Below are 18140 nucleotides of genomic sequence, written 5' to 3' on the forward strand. Positions count from 1 at the left end.
CTTGGGGGGGATGTCGAAGGAAGCTGGGCGGAGGGGGGGAGGGGTGGGGGGGGGGGGGGGCCCCCCCCCCCCTCCCCCCCCCCCCCCCCCCGCCGGTCACCAGGCGGAGCGGGCGTAGTCCTTGAGGAAGCAGCCGAACAGGTCCTCGCCCGCCTCGCCGCGCACGATCGGGTCGTACACGCGCGCGGCGCCGTCGACCAGGTCGAGCGGGGCGTGGAAGCCCTCCTCGGCGAGGCGCACCTTCGTCGGGTGGGGCCGCTCGTCGGTGATCCAGCCCGTGTCCACCGCCGTCATGAGGATGCCGTCGGTCGCGAGCTCCGCGGCGCTCGTGCGCGTGAGCATGTTCAGCGCAGCCTTCGCCATGTTCGTGTGCGGGTGCCCGGGGCCCTTGTAGCCGCGCGAGAACACGCCCTCCATCGCCGAGACGTTCACGACGTACGTGCGCCGGGCGCTCGCGGCCTTCATGGCGGGACGCAGGCGGCTGACGAGGATGAACGGCGCGGTCTGGTTGCACAGCTGGACCTCGAGCAGCTCCATCGGGTCGACCTCGTCGACGGTCGCGACCCAGCTGTTCGTGTCGTGCGTGTCGGGGACGAGCCCGCCCGCGTCGATCGACGTGCCCGCGACGAGCCGCTCGAGCGAGGCGGCGTGCGCGGTCAGGGCCTGGGCGGTGAGCGCGCCGGCGTCCGCCGCGGCGAGGGCCAGGGTCGGGCTCGTGAGCTCGCTGACGGCGCCGGCGAGCGCGCGGGGGTGCGCGTCGCTCGTGTGGCCGAACGTGCGGATCGCGGGCAGCGGCCCGGCGGGCAGCGGCGCGTGCTCGGCGTCGGCGAGGCGCGAGTACGCGCCCGGGGAGCGGCGGACGGTCTGCGCGGCGTTGTTGATCAGCACGTCGAGCGGCCCGGCGGCGGCGACCGAGTCGGCGAGCGCGACGACCTGGGCCGGGTCGCGCAGGTCGATCCCGACGATCTCGAGCCGGTCGATCCAGTCGGCGGCGTCGGGCATCGCGGCGAAGCGCCGGGCCGCGTCGCGCGGGAAGCGCGTCGTGATCGTGGTGTGCGCGCCGTCGCGCAGGAGCCGCAGCGCGATGTACATGCCGATCTTGGCGCGCCCGCCCGTGAGCAGCGCGCGCCGGCCGGTCAGGTCGGTCCGGGCGTCGCGCTTCGCGTGGTTGAGCGCCGCGCACGACGGGCACAGCTGGTGGTAGAACGCGTCGACCGCGCTGTAGAGCTCCTTGCAGATGTAGCAGGGCCGGGCCTTGAGCAGCGTCCCGGCGCTCGCGCCGCGCACGCTCGACACGAGCGGGATCCCGAGGGTCTCGTCGTCGATGCGGCCGGGGCTGCCGGTCGCGGTCGCGGCGACGACGGCGCGGTCGGCGGCGCTGATCGCGGCGCGCTTCTGGGTGCGGCGCTGCTTCTTCACGGCCTTGAACAGCCCCGACGTCGCGCGCCGGGCGACCGCGTGCTGGGGGTGGTCGTGGGGGAGGGCGACGAGGTGGTCGACGACGCGCAGGAACGTCGCGAGGTCCGCGTCGTCGACGCCGGGGGCGTGCGCGTCCGGCTGCGCGTCCGGCTGCTCGTCCGGCTGGACCACCGCGGCGGGCTGCTCGCCGGTCGGGAGCGGCTCGGCGTCCGGGTGCTGCGCGGTGCCGCGCGCGTCGCGGCTGTCGGTGACGGTCATCTGGCTCTTCCATCTCTGCCGCCCCGGGCGGACGACGGGCCTCGCGGGGCCTCGTCCTCACGGGCACACGCCGGCGCGGGTTGCGCGCCAACCGCTCAGCGTACCGGCGGGTGGGCCGATCCTCGGGGTGACGTTCGCCGCACCCGGGGGGCGTCGGCGTCGCGGCGTCCGCGGGCGACCCGGGGCGATCCTGGGGCGATTCGTGGTCACGGGGGGCGATCCGCGGAACGTCCGGCGCCGGTCCGACGAGGACGGCGCCCCTGCGCGAGCGTGCATTGCGGCACCGATCGATCCGCGTGTGCGGTGATATCGTCCGTTTCATGACGCATTTCCGGATCGCCGAGGCTGCCGAGCTGTTGGGGGTCAGCGACGACACCGTGCGTCGCTGGGTCGACTCGGGGCTGCTCCGCGCCGGCTGGGACAGCGCGGGGCGCCGGCTCATCGACGGTGCCGACCTCGCCGCACGCGCCGCCCAGAATGCGCGCACCCCGGAGGACCCGGGCGCCGGCACGAGCTCCGCGCGCAACCGCTTCGTCGGGCTCGTGACCGCGATCACCGCGGACACGGTCATGGCCCAGGTCGAGCTCCAGTGCGGTCCGCACCGCGTCGTGTCGCTCATGTCGAGCGAGGCGGTGCGCGATCTCGGCCTGCACGTGGGGGCGCTCGCGGTCGCGGTGGTCAAGGCGACGACGGTCCTGGTCGAGACACCGGGCGCGAGCCGGTGAGCACGGCGCGCCCGGTGCCACGGCCCGCGACCGCGGTACGAGCGGGTGCGGCGCGAGCGGGTGCGTCCCGTGCGGGTGTGTCCTGTGCAGGTCGGTCGTGCGCGGGTCCGCCCCCCACGGGCGCGTCCCACGTGGATGCGTGGTGTGCAGGTGAGTCGTGCGCGGGTCCGCCCCCCACGGGTGCCTCGCGCGGGGGTGCGCTGCGCAACGTCGCGCCACGCCGGACGCATCGCGGCGCCGTGCAGCCCCGGGCCGGGGCCGCGCCCGGGGCAGGCGCGCGCCGGGGTGCCGTCGCCGCGCTGGTGGCCGGCGCCGCCCTCGCCCTGGCCGCGTGCGGGCCGGCGGCGGGTGTGGAGGAGCCGGTGCGCGTGCTCGCGGCCGCGTCGCTGCACGGCCCGCTCGACGAGCTCGTCGCGCTGCAGGCCGCACGCACCGGTGGGCCCGCGCCGCAGGTGACCTACGACGGGTCGGCGGCGCTGCTGACGCAGCTGCGCGAGGGGGCCGTCGCCGACGTCGTGGTGCTCGCCGACGCGGCGTCGACCGCCCGCGCCGTCGACGACGGCCTGCTCGCGGGTCCCGGGACGGAGGTCGCCGCGAACACGCTGCGCATCGCGGTCGCGCCCGGGAACCCGCTCGGTGTGACGGGGCTGGCCGACCTCGCCCGGCCGGAGGTCGCGGTCGTGCTGTGCGCGGCGCCCGTCCCGTGCGGCGCGGCCACCCGCACGCTCCTCGCCGACGCCGGCGTCGTGGTCCCGCGGGCCAGCGAGGAGCAGGCGGTGACGGCGGTCCTGGCGAAGGTCGCCTCGGGTGAGGCGGACGCCGGGGTCGTGTACGTCACGGACGTGCTCGGCGCGCAGGGTGCGGTCGACGGCGTCGACATCCCGGGGGCGGCGCGGGCGCGCACCACGGCCAGCGCCGCGGTCGTCGCGGGCGCCCCCCACCCGGACGAGGCGGGCGACCTCGTCGCGCTGCTCGGCTCGGCGCCGGCGCGCGAGGTGTTCACCCGGCACGGCTTCGAGGCCCCGTGACGGGGCAGGCCGGTCCGGTCGTCGGTGCGCCGCCGCGGGAGCTCGGGCCGCAGGTCCCGCGCACCGTCGCCGTCGCCGCGGGCACGGGGCTCGCCCTGCTCGTGCTGCCCGTGCTGGCCCTGCTCGTGCGCGCCGACTGGGCCGGGGTGCCCGCCGCCGTCACGTCCCCCGAGGCGGTCGCCGCGCTGGGCCTGTCGCTACGCACCGGGGCGGGCGCGACCGCCCTGTGCGTCGTCCTGGGACTCCCGCTCGCGGTCCTCCTGGCGCGCTCCCGCACGCGCACCGCGGACGTGGTGCGCGCGCTCGTGACGCTCCCGCTCGTGCTGCCCCCGACGGTCGGTGGGATCGCGCTGCTGTACCTGCTGGGCCGCCACGGGCTCGTCGGGGAGCACCTCGACGCGCTGCTCGGGGTGCGGGTGCCGTTCACGACCGCCGCGGTGGTGCTTGCCCAGACGTTCGTCGCGCTGCCGTTCCTCGTGCTCGCCGTCGAGGGGTCGCTGCGCACGCTCGGCACCGGCTACGAGACGGTCGCCGCGACGCTCGGGGCGGGGCGCTGGACGGTCCTGCGGCGGGTCACGCTCCCGCTCGCCGGGCCGGGCCTGGTGAGCGGGACCGTGCTGTGCTTCGCCCGGGCCCTCGGGGAGTTCGGGGCGACGGCCCTGTTCGCGGGGAACGTGCCCGGCGTGACCCGCACGATGCCGCTCGCGATCTACACCGCGTTCAACGGCGCGGGGGTGTCCCCGGACACCGCGGTGGCCCTGTCGCTGCTCCTCCTGGTGGTCGCCGTCGTCATCCTCGTCGCCGCCCGCGCGTGGCGTCCGGGGGTCCGCGGATGAGGCCCGGGCGGCGAGGGCCGGCGGTGCCCGGCGCCGCGGGTGGAGGCCGTGCGTCCGGGGAGGACGGCGCGGCCGCCAGCGGGACGGCCTCGGGGGCCCGCCGTCGTGCGGCCCCTGCGGTGCAGGACGACGGGCGTTCCCTGCGGGCCGACGTCCACGTGCACCGGCCGGCCCGCCCGGGCGCCGACGCGTTCACCCTCGACGTGCGCCTCGACGTCGAGCCCGGGGAGGTCCTCGCCGTCGTCGGACCCAACGGCGCCGGCAAGTCCACGCTCCTCGCCGTCCTCGCCGGGCACCTGCGACCGAGCGCCGGGACCGTGCACCTCGCGGGCCGCGCCCTCACCCACGTCGACCGCGCAGGTCGCGTGCACGCGGAGGTGCCGCCCGAGCACCGCGGCGTCGGGCTCCTCGGCCAGGACCCGCGGCTGTTCCCGCACCTGAGCGCCCTGGAGAACGTCGCGTTCGGCCCCCGCGCCCACGGCAGCGCCCGCGCCGACGCCCGCGCCGACGCCGCGGCCTGGCTCGACGCGGTCGGCCTGCCCGGCCTGGCGGCACGACGCCCCGGCGAGCTCTCGGGCGGGCAGCGCCAACGCGTCGCCCTCGCCCGCGCGCTCGCGGCCCGACCCCACGCGCTGCTCCTCGACGAACCCGTCGCCGCCCTCGACGCGACCCACGCCCCCCTCGTGCGCCAGCTCCTGCGCGAGCAGGTCGCCCGCACCGGCACCACCACGGTCCTCGTCACGCACGACGTGCTCGACGCGGTCGTCCTCGCCGACCGGGTCCTCGTCCTCGACTCCGGCCGTGCCGTCCACCACGGGCCCACGGGCGCCGTCCTCGCCGCACCGCGCGACCCGTTCACCGCCGCGCTCGCGGGCGTCAACCTCGTCGTCGGCACGGGGGACGCCGGTGGGGTCCGCGCCCCCGACGGGCGCGTGCTCCGCGGCACCGCGGCCGTGCCCGACGGTGTCGCGGCGGCCGCCGTGTTCGCCCCGGCCGCCGTGTCCGTGCACACGGAGGCGCCCGCGCACGCGAGCCCCCGCAACGTGTGGGCGACGACGGTCGTCGCGCTCGAGCCGCGCGGCGCGGCGGTCGGGGTCCGCACGGGTGGACGGCCCGAGGTCGTCGCCGACGTCACGGCGGCCTCCGTCGCCGAGCTGGGCCTGCGCCCGGGGGTGCCGGTGTGGCTGTCGGTCAAGGCGACCGAGGTGGGTGTGCACCTGCGCTGAGCGGACGCTCTGGGCCGGTGCGGCGTCGGGGTGCGCGCTCCCGAGGCCGCCCGGCGCCGCTCGGGGTTCACGCGCGGTCCCGTCCGCGGGCACGCCTCGCACGCACCGGGCCGAGGTCGTTGCGTCGGGGACCTGCACGGGTGCCCGAAAGGGTGTGCGTTCCTGCCCCCGCGCCGGTCCTGAAGTCGCGCCGCGCGGTGCCGGGCGGCCGGAACGATGGCTCCACCGGGGGTGAGCGGTGCACGAGATGCAGCAGGCGGGTGACCCCGGTCACCTGCGACCCGCACCGTCCGCGACGGCGGCCGATCCGGCCGTCGCGATGTGGCGCGCGGCGGACCTCACGGCGCTCGGCCGTGCCGCCGGCAACCGCGCGGTGACCGCCGCTGTGCTCGACGCCCTGCCCACGGGCCTGCGCCCGCCCACGGGCCTGCGTCCGCGGCTCCGCGCGGGCGGCCCGGTGCTGCAGCGCGACGCGTCGGCGCGGGTGGTCGCGGCGCTCGACGACACCCGGCGGCACCCCGGGGGCGACATCGGGCTGGCGTGGACCATCCTTGACGGGCTCGCCGTGCCGGAGCTCCTCGTGACGTGCCTGACGCTCCAGACCCGCGGCCGCCTCCAGCCGTTCAGGGACTCGATCGCTGCGGCACCCGTGACGCGCAAGGGTCAGCTCATGGTGGCGATCAAGGCCGCGACGGTGCGGGCGGCGGGGACGACGGGGGACGTGGCCGAGACGGGGTGGTTGGGCCGTGCGGTGGCGTTCCTCGACGGGCCGGGCGAGCTGAGGGCCGTCGAGGACTTCCTCCGGCTGCCGCGGGCGGCTGCGGCCGACCAGCGCGTGGGTGTCGTCGACCCGAGCGCGGAGACCGCTGCAGCCGTCCGGGGCATCATCACGCCCGCGACCGCCTCCGCCGACCCCGCCGCCGCCCGCGTCCCGTGGGACGGCGCCGGGGAGGGCTCCGCGGCGGCTGCCCGGAGGCGGGAGCTGCGTGACGGCCTCGTCTCGGCGCTCGACGAGGGACTGGCGGTCGCCATGGTCGAGTCGCGCAAGACCCTCGCGGGACGCAAGATCCCGGTCGCCTCGTTCGTCGGCGCCGGGGTGCAGGCCAAGCGGGTCGTGGACTCGGTGTTCTCCGAGTCGGCGGGTGCGGGGGTGCTGACGGGCGCCCAGGAGCAGGCGCGCGCCGCCTTCGCCTTCACACCGGGCGTCGACCTCCTCGACCTGACCGACAAGGCGCACCACACCCCGAACCCCGTGGACGTGGCGTCGTGGATGCTGGAGACGCTGCCGGCGGCGGTCGCCGCGGCGCGCGCCCACGGGTTCGACAGCCGGGGAACACCCGAGGAGAAGGAGTTCCTCAAGGAGGGGATCCTGCGCCCGTTCGTGACGGCGAACCGGCAGGCGCTCGAGATCTACGACCGCACCGGTTTCGCGACGGCGCAGGACGGTGTCGTGAAGATGGTCCCGTGGGTCGCGGCGGACGACCGGCCGATCCTGGGCGACGGGCCGCCCGGCAAGGTGCGGCAGGCCCAGTGGGGGATGTGGCAGACGCTGGTGCACGAGTACATCCACACGATCGAGCACCCGGCGTCGAGGGCGGTCACGTGGCGCAGCCGCGTGCTGCGGGAGGGGCTGTGCGAGCTCTTCACGCGGGAGGTGCTCCTGCGCTACATCCCGGTCGCGAAGGCCGGGGACGCGACGTTGCGCGTCGGGATCGAGGGCGCCGGTCCCTCGGGCAGGCCCTGGCCGACGTTCACCGAGCTGCTCGTCCGCGCCTACTCGCCGGGCTCCTACGCGGCGTACCTCGCGGGCGCGGAGAGGCTCGTCGCCCGGACGAGCATGGCCGCGGCCCGGTCGGCGTTCTTCCAGGGGCACGTCGAGCTGCTCGGCCTGACGGCGACAGGTGAGGCGTCGGCGGGCGCCGCGCCGGGATCGGGCGAGCTCGTGACGGTCCCGCCTGGGGTCACGAACGTGTTCGCCCTCGGTGTCCTGACCGGCAGCTCGCAGGGGGCCATCCTCGCCGCGAACCCCGGGCTGCAGCCGGGCGGCGCCCTGCCCGCGCAGGTCCGGGTCCCCGGCGTCCGCACGCACCGCCTCGTCGCCGCCAGCGAGCAGACCGCCACGGGTACCGTGCTGGCGACGGCCGTCGAGGGTCCGCGCCACGTCGCCGCGCAGCACGGTGTGAGCGTGGCGGCGCTCCGCCAGGCCAACCCCGGCCTCGACTGGGCGGCAGCGAAGGCAGGTGACCATGTGCTCGTCCCCGCGCACTGACGGGCCGGCGTCCCGGTGCCGCGCGCCCCGCGTCGCGTCCACGGGGTCGCGCCCGTGAGCGGCGACGACCGGCCGACCCCGGCCGCGCGGCTCGCGCGGTCGTTGCGTGCGCTGGGGGAGGGCGACGTGACCGCCTGGACGCCCCTCCCGGGCGACGTGAGCGTCCAGGACGCGGTCGCTGCCGTCGACGGTCTGGAGCGGTCGCCCGGGGCCCGCACGCTCCTCGGTCAGCCCGCGACGGTGCTGCGGGCACCGGGTGGCCCGGCCACCCCGTCCGGGATCGTGGTGTGGGCCCAGCACGATCGGGTGACCCTCGTCGAGGTGCGCGACCCCGCGCTCGCGGCGGACCCGGTCGACGCCCTGGGCGAACCGGAGCTCACGATGCCGTCCGGGCTGGGCTCCCTGATGGAGCAGCTGCTCTGGCCGTCGCGCGGGCTCGTCGTCCACCGGTCGATCGCGTTCCCGGACGTGACGGTGCTGTTCGGGCACGGGCGGGCGACCGTCGAGCAGCTGCGGGGGTCGCCGCTCGTCGGGATCTCCTCCCACCGCCTCCCGTCCGAGCCCGCGGAGTAGCCGAGCCCGCGGAGCAGCCGAGGCCGCCCCGGGCCAGCGCCCGAGGCCGCTCCGAGCCGCGGTCGGTGACGTCAGGGCGTGCTCCGGGCCCGACGACGTGGGTGTGCGTGGCCCTAGCGTCCGAGGAGGGCGAGCAGCTCGGTGGGGGTCAGGATGCGGATGCCGAGCGCGGCGGCCTTGGTGTACTTGCTCGACGTGGACGGCTCGGAGACGAGGAGCGTCGTGCTGGCCGAGACGCTGCTGGAGGCCTTGCCACCGGCGGCCTCGATGACCTCGGCGACCTCGCCGCGGGTGAGCCCGGGGACGGCGCCGGACACCACGACGGTCTCGCCCGCGAGCGGGCGGGCGGGGGCGTCGGGGTCGACCTCGGGTTCGGTGCCCATGTTGAGGCCGGAGGCGGCGAGGCGGTCGAGCACGCCGGCGGTCTCGAGCTCGCGCAGGCCGGCGTGGACGAGCTCGGCCTTGATGGGTCCGATGCCGTCGACGCCCGCGAGGTCCTCGACGGACGCGGCGCGCAGACGGGCCATCGTCGGGAACGCGGCGGCGAGGCGGCGGCCCATCGTGCGGCCCGTCGCGCGGATGCCGAGCGCGGTGATGACGCGGTTCCACGGCGTGGCGCGGGCGCGGTCGAGCTCCGCGTGGACCTTGCGGCCGTTCGCCGGTCCGAGGGCGCGCCCGCCGAGAGTCAGGGTGGTGAGCTGGTCGAGCGTGAGGTCGAACAGGTCGGCGAGGTCGCTCACGAGGCCCTGCTCGACGAGCGCGGTGGCGACCTCGGTGCCCATGCCCTCGATGTCGAGGCAGTCGCGCGACGCGGCGTAGACGATGCGGCCGAGGACGGACAGCTCGAGGGACGTCGAGCGCCACAGGAGCGTCGAGGTGTCCCACGGGTTGCCGGCCGGGTCCGTCTCCGGCGGCGCCCACGGAGTCGAGCCCGCGTGCCGGGCGTCGAGGAGGACGTCGACGACGTAGGGGATGACGTCGCCGGCGCGCTTGATCGTGACGGTGTCCCCGACGCGCACGTCGCGCTCGAGCATCCAGCCGACGTTGTGGCCGGTCGCGTACGTGACGGTGGTGCCGCCGACGAACACGGGCTCGACCTCGATGCGGATCGCGAGCCGCCCGGTGCGGCCGACGGCGGTCGTGATGGCCTTGACGACGGTCGTGGCGGTCTCGGCCTCGAACTTGTATGCCACGGCCCACCGGGGTGCGCGCGAGCCGTGCCCGCGGGCGGCGCGCACGTCGTCGCCCGTGGCCTTGACGATCGCCCCGTCGATGGGGAACCCGAGGTCGGCGCGGTGGTCCCCGAGGTGCTGGACGCGGGCGAGCACGTCCTCGACGTCGCTCGTCGGGGTGACCGGGAGCGCGGGCACGAGGGCCTGGACCGTCGTCAGGCCCGCGGCGGCGAGGGCGCGGAGGCGCTCGGCGTGGTCCGCGCCGGGCAGGTCACCGCCGGGCAGGGCCAGGACCTCGTAGGCGGCGAACGTCAGCACCCCGGCGTAGGCGGGGTCGCCCTTGCGCAGGATGCCGGCGGCGGCGCTGCGCGAGTTGGTGAACGCCTTGGCCTTCGGCTCGGCGGTCCGCAGCTCCTGGGCGCGCGCGAAGTCGGCGTCGGTGAGCACGACCTCGCCGCGGACCTCGACGCTGAGGTCCCCTACCGTGCGGTCCGGGAGGCCCTGGACGGCGAGTCGGCGCACGTGCGCGGTGACGTCCTCCCCGTGGGTCCCGGTCCCGCGGGTCGCCGCGAGCGTCAGGCGACCGTCGCGGTAGACGGCGGTGACGGCGAGCCCGTCGAGCTTGGGCTCCACGACCACGTCACCGCCGACCGCCGTGACGAACTCCGCGACGGCGTCGGTGCCGACGACCTTGTCCATCGACCCCATGACGCTCGAGTGCGCGACGTCGCCGCCCGCCGACTGCCCGGCGGCGACCCGCTCCAGCAGGTCCGCGAACTGCGGCGCGAGCGCCCGGTCGTCCGCCACCGCGATGCGGAGCTGCTCGATCCCGTCGTCGTACTCCGCGTCCGTCATGAGCTGGGCGTCGGTGTCGTAGTACGCCCTCGCGCCCGCGCGCAGACGCCCCGCGAGGGCCGTCAGGGCGGCCGGGCCGGCCGGTGCGGGGTGTGCGCTGCTCATCGGGTCGTCCGTTCCCTCGGTGTGCCCGCAGGCTACCCACGACCACCGACGACGGCTGCTTCCTCGATCGCGTCGTCACGCCCCGCGGCGAGCACGCGACGCCCGTCGCGGCGCTCGACCGTCCGTGCCCCCACCAGGTGCACGCCAACCGGGCCGCCGCGCACCACCTCGCGACGCCCGGGCGTCAGTCCACGCGCCGCCGCCGCGGCGTCAGGTGCACGTTCGGCAGCTCCGGGGCCGGGATGCGCGCCCCACCGTGCCCGTCGACCACCCCGAAGCGCTCCTCACGGGCGTGCTCCCAGTCGTGCCGCGCGCGAGCCACCTCGTCGTGGCTGCGCCCCACGAAGTTCCACCACATCACGATCTCCTCCGCGAACGGCTCCCCGCCCAGCAGCAGGAACCGACCGCCCGCACCGCTCGCCACCGCGAGCCGGTCCCGGCCCGCACCCAGGTACAGGAGCGGACCCACCGGCAGCACCGCCCCGTCGACCTCGACCTCGCCGGCCAGCACCAGGACCGCGTGCTCGAAGTCCCGCCGCAGCCCCACCTGCGCCGACGTGCCCGCCGCGACCTCGACGTCCGCCCCCAGCAACGGCGTGTGCACGACCGCCCCCGACGCCGCCCCGCCCAGCTCACCCACCAGCACCGTCGCCACCAGCCCGTCGCCGCTCACCCGCGGCAGGTCCCGGTGCTGGGCGAACGCCGCCGGGCCGCCCGCGGCGCTCGCGGGCAGCGCGACCCACAGCTGCGCGCCGTCGAGCAGCGGCTGCTCGCCGAGCGACATCTCCGAGTGGGCGATGCCGTGGCCCGCGGTCATGATGTTCAGCTCGCCGGGGCGCACCACGACGTCGCTGCCCAGGCTGTCACGGTGGTGGATCTCCCCGGTGAGCGGCCACGTCACCGTCTGCAGCCCCGTGTGCGGGTGGGGGAGCACCCGCATGTCGGTCCGGTCGGGCCCGAACCGGTCCAGGAAGCACCACGCCCCGACCAGCGGCAGGTCCCGCTGCGGCAGCGTGCGGCTCACCTGCATCGCCCGCAACCCGCCCAGCGGGACGTCACGCGGCTCCAGGACACGGTGCACCGGGCCACGCTGCAGCACCGGGTGGCACAGGGTCTCGTCGGGCCGCACCTCGAGGTTCGTCACGCCCCCACTGTCCCAGGCCGCCCCGCCCCGCGGCAGACCCGCGCGCGTCGGTCCGCCCGGTGCGCCTCGCCGCGGGTGCACGTCGGCCCGCCCCGGGGCTCCCAGGACGGGCCGACGCGCGGATCGAGCAGGTCAGCGGGCGCCGCGCACCCGCCGCACGCCCCGCCGGCTCAGCCCGACGTGCACGCCGCGCCGTTCAGCGTGAACGCCGACGGCCGCGCGTTCGCCCCCGAGTACGAGGCGTTGAACCCGACCTCGGTCGACGCACCCGCCGCCAGGGCGCCGTTCCACGCGGCGTTCGACACCGTCACCGCCGCGCCGCTCTGCGCGAACTCGCCCGACCACCCGTTCGTGACCTTCTGGTTCCCCGCGAACGCGAAGCCCAGCCGCCACGACGACAGGGCGCTCGCGGACGTGTTGGTGATCCTCACCGACGCCGTGAAGCCCGATCCCCAGTCGCTCGTCGTGTACGTGACACGGCACGCCCCGGGAGCGGTCGGGGTCGGCGTGGGGGTCGGGGTGACCGTGGGCGTCGGCGTGGGCGTCGGCGTCGGCGTCGGCGTCGGCGTGGGCGTGGGCGTCGCCGTCGGGGTGGGCACCGTCCCGTCGAGGTTGCCCACCACGATGCCGCGCCCGTTCGTGCCGACGTACACGCGGCCGTACACGTCGGGGTCGCCGGTGATCGCCCCGCCGGTCCACGCCCACTGGTGCCGGTCGTCGTTGATGCGGACCCACGTGGCGCCCGCGTCGTCGGACCGGAAGATCCCGCGCACACCGCCGATCCTCGACGACGTGTACACCGCGGGGTAGTCCTTGCCGGGGGCCGCCTTGCCGAAGCCGACGACGTCGCCCTGGTCGACGTTCGCGAGCCGGGTGAACGTCGCCCCGGAGTCCGTCGAGCGCCAGATCCCGTACGCAGACGTCGCCGCACCACCCGCGAGCCACACGTCGCCCGCGGCGCCAGGGACGGCCGCGAGGCGCACGTTGCCCTCGGTCGGCAGGCCCGTGGCGGCCGACGCCGCGAAGCTCACGCCCCCGTCCCGCGACACGTACAGCGTCCCTGCGGCGTAGGCGTAGAAGGTCCTCGGGTCCACGCGGTCCGACTCGACGCGCGCACCGGCCGGCACCCCCGTCGACGCCGTCCAGGACGACCCGAACGTCGTCGAGACGTGCACCCCGGTGCCCTCGGGGCTCCACACGATCGCCCGGCCGTCGGCGCCCATCGCGACGGTGCCCGAGCCGGTCACCCCGGCAGGCTCCTGCCCGGCCCACCAGCTGCTGCCCGAGCTCGTCGAGACGCCGATGTGCGACTCGACCGCGCCGTCGACCGCCTGCCCGACGCGCACCATCGTGGCCGGCGCGAGCGCCGCGAAGTCCACCCCGGTCACCGAGCCGTGGTACGGCTGCGTGTACATCGTCGACGGCACCTTCGTCACGTCGGTGTGCACGAACCCGCCGACGTCCCCGAGCCCCGAGACCAGCTCCACCGCACCCGGAGGAGCCGCGAGGTCGAGCACCGCCGTCTCCTCGAGGCCCTGCGCGCGGACCGCGATGTCGATCTTCCCGCCGGCGTCCCAGCGCGTGAGGTCGTCCGTCCCGTAGATCGTCGCGCCCGTCCCGTACAGGGCACGGTCCGAGTCGAACGGGTCGATCTCGAACGACTCCGTCATCCAGCCCAGCTTCGGGCTGAGCTCCGGCTCGGCCGACTGCTTGCCGAACGTGAGCCACGGCGCGCCGCTGATGTCCTGCGTGTACCGCAGCGTCCGCGCCGGGTAGCCCGCCCAGTCCCAGATCCGCGTCCACGTCGCACCGCGGTCGGTGCTACGGAAGACGTTGATGTCCGGCCACCACGACACCTGCGTCGTCACCATGATCGTGTCGGGGTCCTGCCGGTCGATCGTCAGGCCCGAGTAGCCGAACGTGCTGTCCGCGCTCGACGAGGGGACCGGGCTGACCTGCGTCCACGTGCCCGTCGTGGTGTCCAGGCGCCACACGTCGCCCTTGCCGCCGTCGTACGGGCCGCCCGTGTCGGACGTCGCGACGTACAGCTGCTTGCCGACGTGGTCGAGGACGGCCTTGTGCGGCAGGTACCCGGTCGGCTGACCCGGGACCCGCTCCCACGTCACGCCCGCGTCGGTCGAGCGGTAGACGCTGTTCTCCTTGTCGGCCACCCCGACGTACAGCGTCCTCGTGTCCTGGCCCCTCGTGCCCGTCGACGGGTCGAAGACCGTCCACAGCACGCCCTGGTTGTCGGCCGTGTAGTCGAAGGACGCGTCCTGCACGTAGTTCCCGACGTTCGGGAAGCTCGTCACTCTGCTCCACGTCGCCCCGTAGTCGGTGCTCCGCCACAGGCCGTTGCCGCTCTCCGCACCGAAGTACAGGACCGAGCTCCGGTTCGGGTCGATGCTCAGGCGCTCACCCATGCCGCGGCCCGGCATGTTCCCGCCGACCTTGAACGGCAGCACCGTGGTCCGCCACGTCTCGCCCTTGTCGGTCGAGCGCATGATCGCCCCGTTGTTCGGGTCCCAGCCGTTCGTGTACGTCCCCGCCGCCACGTACACCCGGTTCGTCTCGACCGGGTCGGTCGCGAGGCTCAGGATCCCGTTGTGCCCCCAGTCGTCCCAGCCGACGTGGTCCGTGATCGGCACCCAGCGCCGGGTGGTCGCGTCGAGCCGGTACGCGCCCCCGATGTCGGTGCGCGCGTACACGAGGTCCTTCTCCGTCGGGTTGAAGACGATCCCGGGCACGAAACCCCCGCCCACGACCTCCACGTTGCCCCAGGCGTACCCGGTGGCCGCAGCCGCCCCGGGCGCCGACGCGACGTCCGCCGCGCTCACCCCCACGGCCGCCGCAGCGACCAGACCGATCGCCGTCAGTGGCGCCATCACTGGTAGGACACGCATCCGCTTCACTCCTTCGGGAACGGTGAGGTGCCCCCGGGGCCCGGACAGTGGGCCGCGGCGGCGCCCGACCGTATCGAAGCGGTTCGACGACTTCGAGGCCGCGAAACAATTCAGCCCACCCGAAGCCGCCCATTCCCCCCGAAACGCCCACCCGATACTGTGCACCCGTACGCGGCACGAGGGGCACGAGGGCAGTTGCAACGACGCAACGGGACACCCAAGCGAGGTGCGTATGACCACATCAGGCCACCCGGCCCTCCTCCGCAGCCGCACCTGGCCACCCCCCGCACCCCCGCTGCACCGACCCCACCTCCTCCACACCCTCCTCGGACCCGACACCCCACCCCTCGCCGCCCTCGTCGCCCCCGCCGGCTGGGGCAAGACCACCCTCCTCGCCGACGCCACCGCGACGAGCACCGGCGCTCGCGGCTGGCTGACCCTCGACGCCGCGCTGCGCGACCCCGCCGCGCTGCTCGAGCACCTCCGGCTCGCCTGCACCGAGCTCACCGACACGAGCGAGCCCTGGGTCACCGCCGAGGTCGCCGTCGCCGCGCTGCACGAGCCCGGTCCGCCCGGGCTGCTCGTGCTCGACGACCTGCACGCCCTCGGCGCCGGCCCCGCCGCGGACACCGTGACGCTCCTCCTGCGCCACCAGCCCTCGCGGCTGCGCGTGCTGCTCGCCTCCCGGACCACGCCGGCCGCGCTCCTCACCCGGCGGCTGCGCGGCACCGCGACCCAGCTCGACGCGGACGACCTCCGCCTGCGGACGTGGGAGGCCGCCGAGCTCGCCCGGCTGCACGGCAGCCCCGTCACCGCCCGCGAGACCGACGACCTCGTGCACCACACGGGCGGCTGGCCCGCCGGCGTCGAGCTGTTCCACCTCGCGACCAGCCGCCTGCCCGCGTCGCGCCGCCGCGCCGTCCCGGGTGAGGGCGCCGACCTCACGCACGAGTACCTCGACCGGCACGTGCTCGGTGATCTCCCGGACGCCACCCGCGAGCTCCTCGTCACCACGAGCGTCCTCGCGCACCTGACACCTGCCCGCTGCACCGCCCTGCTCGACACGGACGACGCACGCCGGCACCTCGACACCGCCCAGAGCCTCGGTCTTCTCACCGCCGCCCCCGGCGACCCCGGCCGCCTCCGGCTGACCGGGCCGCTGCGGGCCCACCTCCTCGACGCCCTCGCCCACCGGGACGGACCCGCACGCACCCGCGCCCTGCACGCCGCCGCCGCGCGCGTCGCAGCCGACGACGGCGACCCGCACGACGCGCTCGACGCCGCGTGCCGCGCCCACGACCACGCCACGGTGCACCACCTGCTCGCCGTCGACGGTCCGGCGCTCGCCCGGCGCCCCGGCCCCTGGCTCGACGCCCTGCCCGACGTGCTGCGCGCGAGCGACCCGTGGGCGGTGCTCGCCGACGCGCGGCGACATTTCGCGGAGGGCGACCTGCGCGGGGCGTCCCGCGCCTACCGCACGGCGCTCGACCACGCCTCGACCCCGGCCGACCGAGCCGAGATCCAGCGCGAGCTCGCGCACGCGTCCGCATGGGTCCCGGGCGCCGACCGGCTGGCCGTCCGACGCGAACCCGCCCGCGCCGCGCTCGTCGCCCCCGACCGCAGCCGCGCCGGCCTCATCCCCGACGATCCACCGACCCTCGCCCCCGCCCTCGCCGAGCTCGTCGCCGGCGACCCCGTCCGCGCCGCCGCGCAGCTCCGGGCGCTCCTCGACGCCGGCGCCACCCCGCCCGCCGTCGAGGCGCTCGCGCTCCTCGCGCACGCGGCGGCGCTCAGCCTTGTCGGCGACGCCGCGGCGCCCGGCGCCCGCACCCGCGCCACCACCGCCGCCCACCTGCTCCCGAGCACCGCCCTCGAACGTGCCGCCGAGGGCCTCGAGCTCGCCTGCCGTCCCCGCCCGCACCCGCGCGCGCTGCAGCACCTGACCCGGAGCGCCGAGGCCGCCGGCGACGACTGGGGAGCCGCCGTGCTGCGGCTCCTCGCACTGTGCGCCGACGTGGTGCGGCGCACGGCGACCCCCGAGGACGCCGACGACGCCCGCGCCCGGTTCGAGGCCCTCGACGCACCTGCGCTCGCCGCGTGGGGCACCGCCCTCGCCGTCGTCGCCCGCGCCCACGCCTGCGCACGGACCACGCCCCGGGCCCCCGCCCGGCACCGCGAGACCGGCGTGCCGGACCGCGCTGCCGGCAAGCCCGCACCGCACCTCACCGGGGTGCCCGCCGCGCTCGTCCGGCTCACGAACGCCCGTCCAGCGCTCGACCAGCCCGCCCGTACCGCCGCGCCACGCACGCCGACGCCCGCCCCCACGGACGGGCGCGCCGACGACCGGCCTCCAGGCACCGAGGCCACGCCCCGCACGCCCTCCGGGCCCGGCTGGCTGGACGCCGTCGCCCGGACCCTCGACGCCGCCCACGCGGACACCCGGCCGCCCAGCCCCACCGGGTCCGCGGGCGTCGTGCCGCTCACCGCAGCCCGCCGCACCGCCCCCACCCCCGGCACGCAGCCCGCGCACCCGTGGGCCCAGCGCGCCCGGCTCGAGCCCGGCCGGACCGCCGCCGCCCTCGACATCGCCACCCGGCCCCACGCGCTCGTCGCACCCCCCACCTCCCCGCCCTCACGCGCCGCGGTGCCCGCCGCCCGCCCCACGCGCCTCGTCGTGCGCTGCCTCGGAGGCTTCTCCCTCGCACGGGACGGCCGCCCCGTCTCCCACACGCACCTGCGCCCCCAGCACCAGGCCCTCCTGCGGGCCCTGTGCGCGCACGCCGGCGCCCCCGTGAACCGCGACCGGCTGCTCGAGTGGTTCTGGCCCGGACGCGACCCCGAACGCGCCCAGCACAGCCTCCAGGTCGCCGTCAGCGAGCTGCGCAAGCTCCTCGAACCGGCCCCCACGGGCACGCGCGGCTCGGTGATCTGCCGGGACGCCGGCGGCTACGGTCTGCAGCTCGGGCCGGACGACGAGCACGACGCCCGCACCTTCGAGCGCCTGCTGCACGACGCCCGGATCGCCGCCGACGGCGCCGCGGGCACCGCGCTCTACCAGGCTGCGGTCGACGCGTACCCCGCCGACCTCCTACCGGACGACGGGGTCAGCGAGTGGGTCGTGCACGAGCGCGACCGGCTGCGGAGCGCCGCGGTGTCCGCGTGCCGGGTCCTGGCCGACCGGCACGCCCGCGCGGGCGACCACGCTGCGGCGATCCAGGTGTGCCGCCGCGGGCTCGCCGTCGACGCCTACCAGGACGGCCTGTGGCAGCGGCTCGCTCTCTCCCTCGACGAGGCGGGGGAGCCGGCGGCGGCCGCGGCTGCGCGCCGCGCGTACGCCGGCATCCTGCGCGAGCTCGACGTCCTCGTCGGGCCCGGTCCCGCGCGGCCGTCGACGGCCGGGCGGGCGATCGAGGACCCGGCCCGGACCGTCCCCGTCCGCGCCGTGCGTGCGGCTGGTCCGCTCGTCGCGTCGATGCCGAGGCGCTCGCCGTCCTGAGCGCACGCCCTGCGCGGAGGTGGGTCACGCGCGGGGCGGGCCTGGCTCGGGGCAGGCCGGGCTGGGAGCAGGCCGGGCTGGGAGCAGGCCGGGCTGGGAGCGGGCCGGGCTGGGAGCGGGCGGCTCGGTGC

The 18140-nt window shown here is 76.8% G+C and carries 11 protein-coding genes; 7 read left to right on the top strand and 4 right to left on the bottom strand.

Translation table 11 applies throughout. The features are described 5' to 3' along the window. Window positions 1-96 precede the first annotated feature (96 nt). On the bottom strand, window positions 97-1677 hold the full coding sequence (locus tag ACWFNE_RS10720; RefSeq protein WP_452122411.1) for an SDR family NAD(P)-dependent oxidoreductase: 1581 nt from the start codon (window positions 1675-1677) through the stop codon (window positions 97-99). 320 nt (window positions 1678-1997) lie between these two features. On the opposite strand from ACWFNE_RS10720, the gene ACWFNE_RS10725 reads away from it, so the two are divergent. From ACWFNE_RS10725 to ACWFNE_RS10750, 6 genes are all read left to right on the top strand, one after another. Next, window positions 1998-2402 (top strand): TOBE domain-containing protein, encoded by a 405-nt coding sequence (locus tag ACWFNE_RS10725; protein ID WP_452122412.1) that lies wholly within the window; start codon window positions 1998-2000, stop codon window positions 2400-2402. Window positions 2403-2704: 302 nt separating this feature from the next. Continuing rightward, the gene (gene modA / locus ACWFNE_RS10730) at window positions 2705-3430 is read left to right on the top strand and encodes a molybdate ABC transporter substrate-binding protein (protein WP_452122413.1); all 726 of its coding nucleotides are present in this window, start codon (window positions 2705-2707) and stop codon (window positions 3428-3430) included. After that, window positions 3427-4266, top strand: a complete 840-nt coding sequence (locus tag ACWFNE_RS10735) for an ABC transporter permease (protein WP_452122414.1) — start codon at window positions 3427-3429, stop codon at window positions 4264-4266. The genes modA and ACWFNE_RS10735 overlap by 4 nt, the downstream gene beginning before the upstream one ends. Before the next feature lie 119 nt (window positions 4267-4385). After that, window positions 4386-5492: a sulfate/molybdate ABC transporter ATP-binding protein gene (locus tag ACWFNE_RS10740; RefSeq protein ID WP_452122415.1), complete on the top strand. Its 1107-nt coding sequence runs from the start codon at window positions 4386-4388 to the stop codon at window positions 5490-5492. A 238-nt stretch (window positions 5493-5730) separates the two neighbouring features. Beyond that, on the top strand, window positions 5731-7761 hold the full coding sequence (locus ACWFNE_RS10745; protein ID WP_452122416.1) for a hypothetical protein: 2031 nt from the start codon (window positions 5731-5733) through the stop codon (window positions 7759-7761). A gap of 54 nt (window positions 7762-7815) precedes the next feature. Then, window positions 7816-8334 (top strand): hypothetical protein, encoded by a 519-nt coding sequence (locus ACWFNE_RS10750; RefSeq protein WP_452122417.1) that lies wholly within the window; start codon window positions 7816-7818, stop codon window positions 8332-8334. Window positions 8335-8447: 113 nt separating this feature from the next. Here ACWFNE_RS10750 and ligA read toward each other — a convergent pair whose 3' ends face one another. From ligA to ACWFNE_RS10765, 3 genes are all read right to left on the bottom strand, one after another. Then, window positions 8448-10466 (bottom strand): NAD-dependent DNA ligase LigA, encoded by a 2019-nt coding sequence (ligA, locus tag ACWFNE_RS10755; RefSeq protein ID WP_452122418.1) that lies wholly within the window; start codon window positions 10464-10466, stop codon window positions 8448-8450. Between the two features lie 184 nt (window positions 10467-10650). Continuing rightward, complete coding sequence (locus ACWFNE_RS10760; RefSeq protein WP_452122419.1) at window positions 10651-11610, bottom strand: pirin family protein; 960 nt, start codon at window positions 11608-11610, stop codon at window positions 10651-10653. 170 nt (window positions 11611-11780) lie between these two features. Beyond that, window positions 11781-14495 carry a cellulose binding domain-containing protein gene (locus tag ACWFNE_RS10765; protein WP_452122420.1) on the bottom strand — a complete coding sequence of 905 codons (2715 nt, stop codon included), beginning with the start codon at window positions 14493-14495 and terminating at the stop codon, window positions 11781-11783. Window positions 14496-14745: 250 nt separating this feature from the next. Between ACWFNE_RS10765 and ACWFNE_RS10770 the strand changes: the two genes are divergently transcribed. Next, window positions 14746-18009 carry a winged helix-turn-helix domain-containing protein gene (locus tag ACWFNE_RS10770; protein ID WP_452122421.1) on the top strand — a complete coding sequence of 1088 codons (3264 nt, stop codon included), beginning with the start codon at window positions 14746-14748 and terminating at the stop codon, window positions 18007-18009. The last annotated feature ends 131 nt before the right edge of the window (window positions 18010-18140 follow it).

Source organism: Cellulomonas sp. NPDC055163, assembly GCF_053607065.1.

Coding starts and splice junctions, on each gene's coding strand:
- ACWFNE_RS10725 (WP_452122412.1), top strand. CDS start 1,998: ATGACGCATTTCCGGATCGCCGAGGCTGCCGAGCTGTTGGGGGTCAGC.
- ACWFNE_RS10720 (WP_452122411.1), bottom strand. CDS start 1,677: ATGACCGTCACCGACAGCCGCGACGCGCGCGGCACCGCGCAGCACCCG.
- ACWFNE_RS10765 (WP_452122420.1), bottom strand. CDS start 14,495: ATGGCGCCACTGACGGCGATCGGTCTGGTCGCTGCGGCGGCCGTGGGG.
- ACWFNE_RS10770 (WP_452122421.1), top strand. CDS start 14,746: ATGACCACATCAGGCCACCCGGCCCTCCTCCGCAGCCGCACCTGGCCA.
- ligA (WP_452122418.1), bottom strand. CDS start 10,466: ATGAGCAGCGCACACCCCGCACCGGCCGGCCCGGCCGCCCTGACGGCC.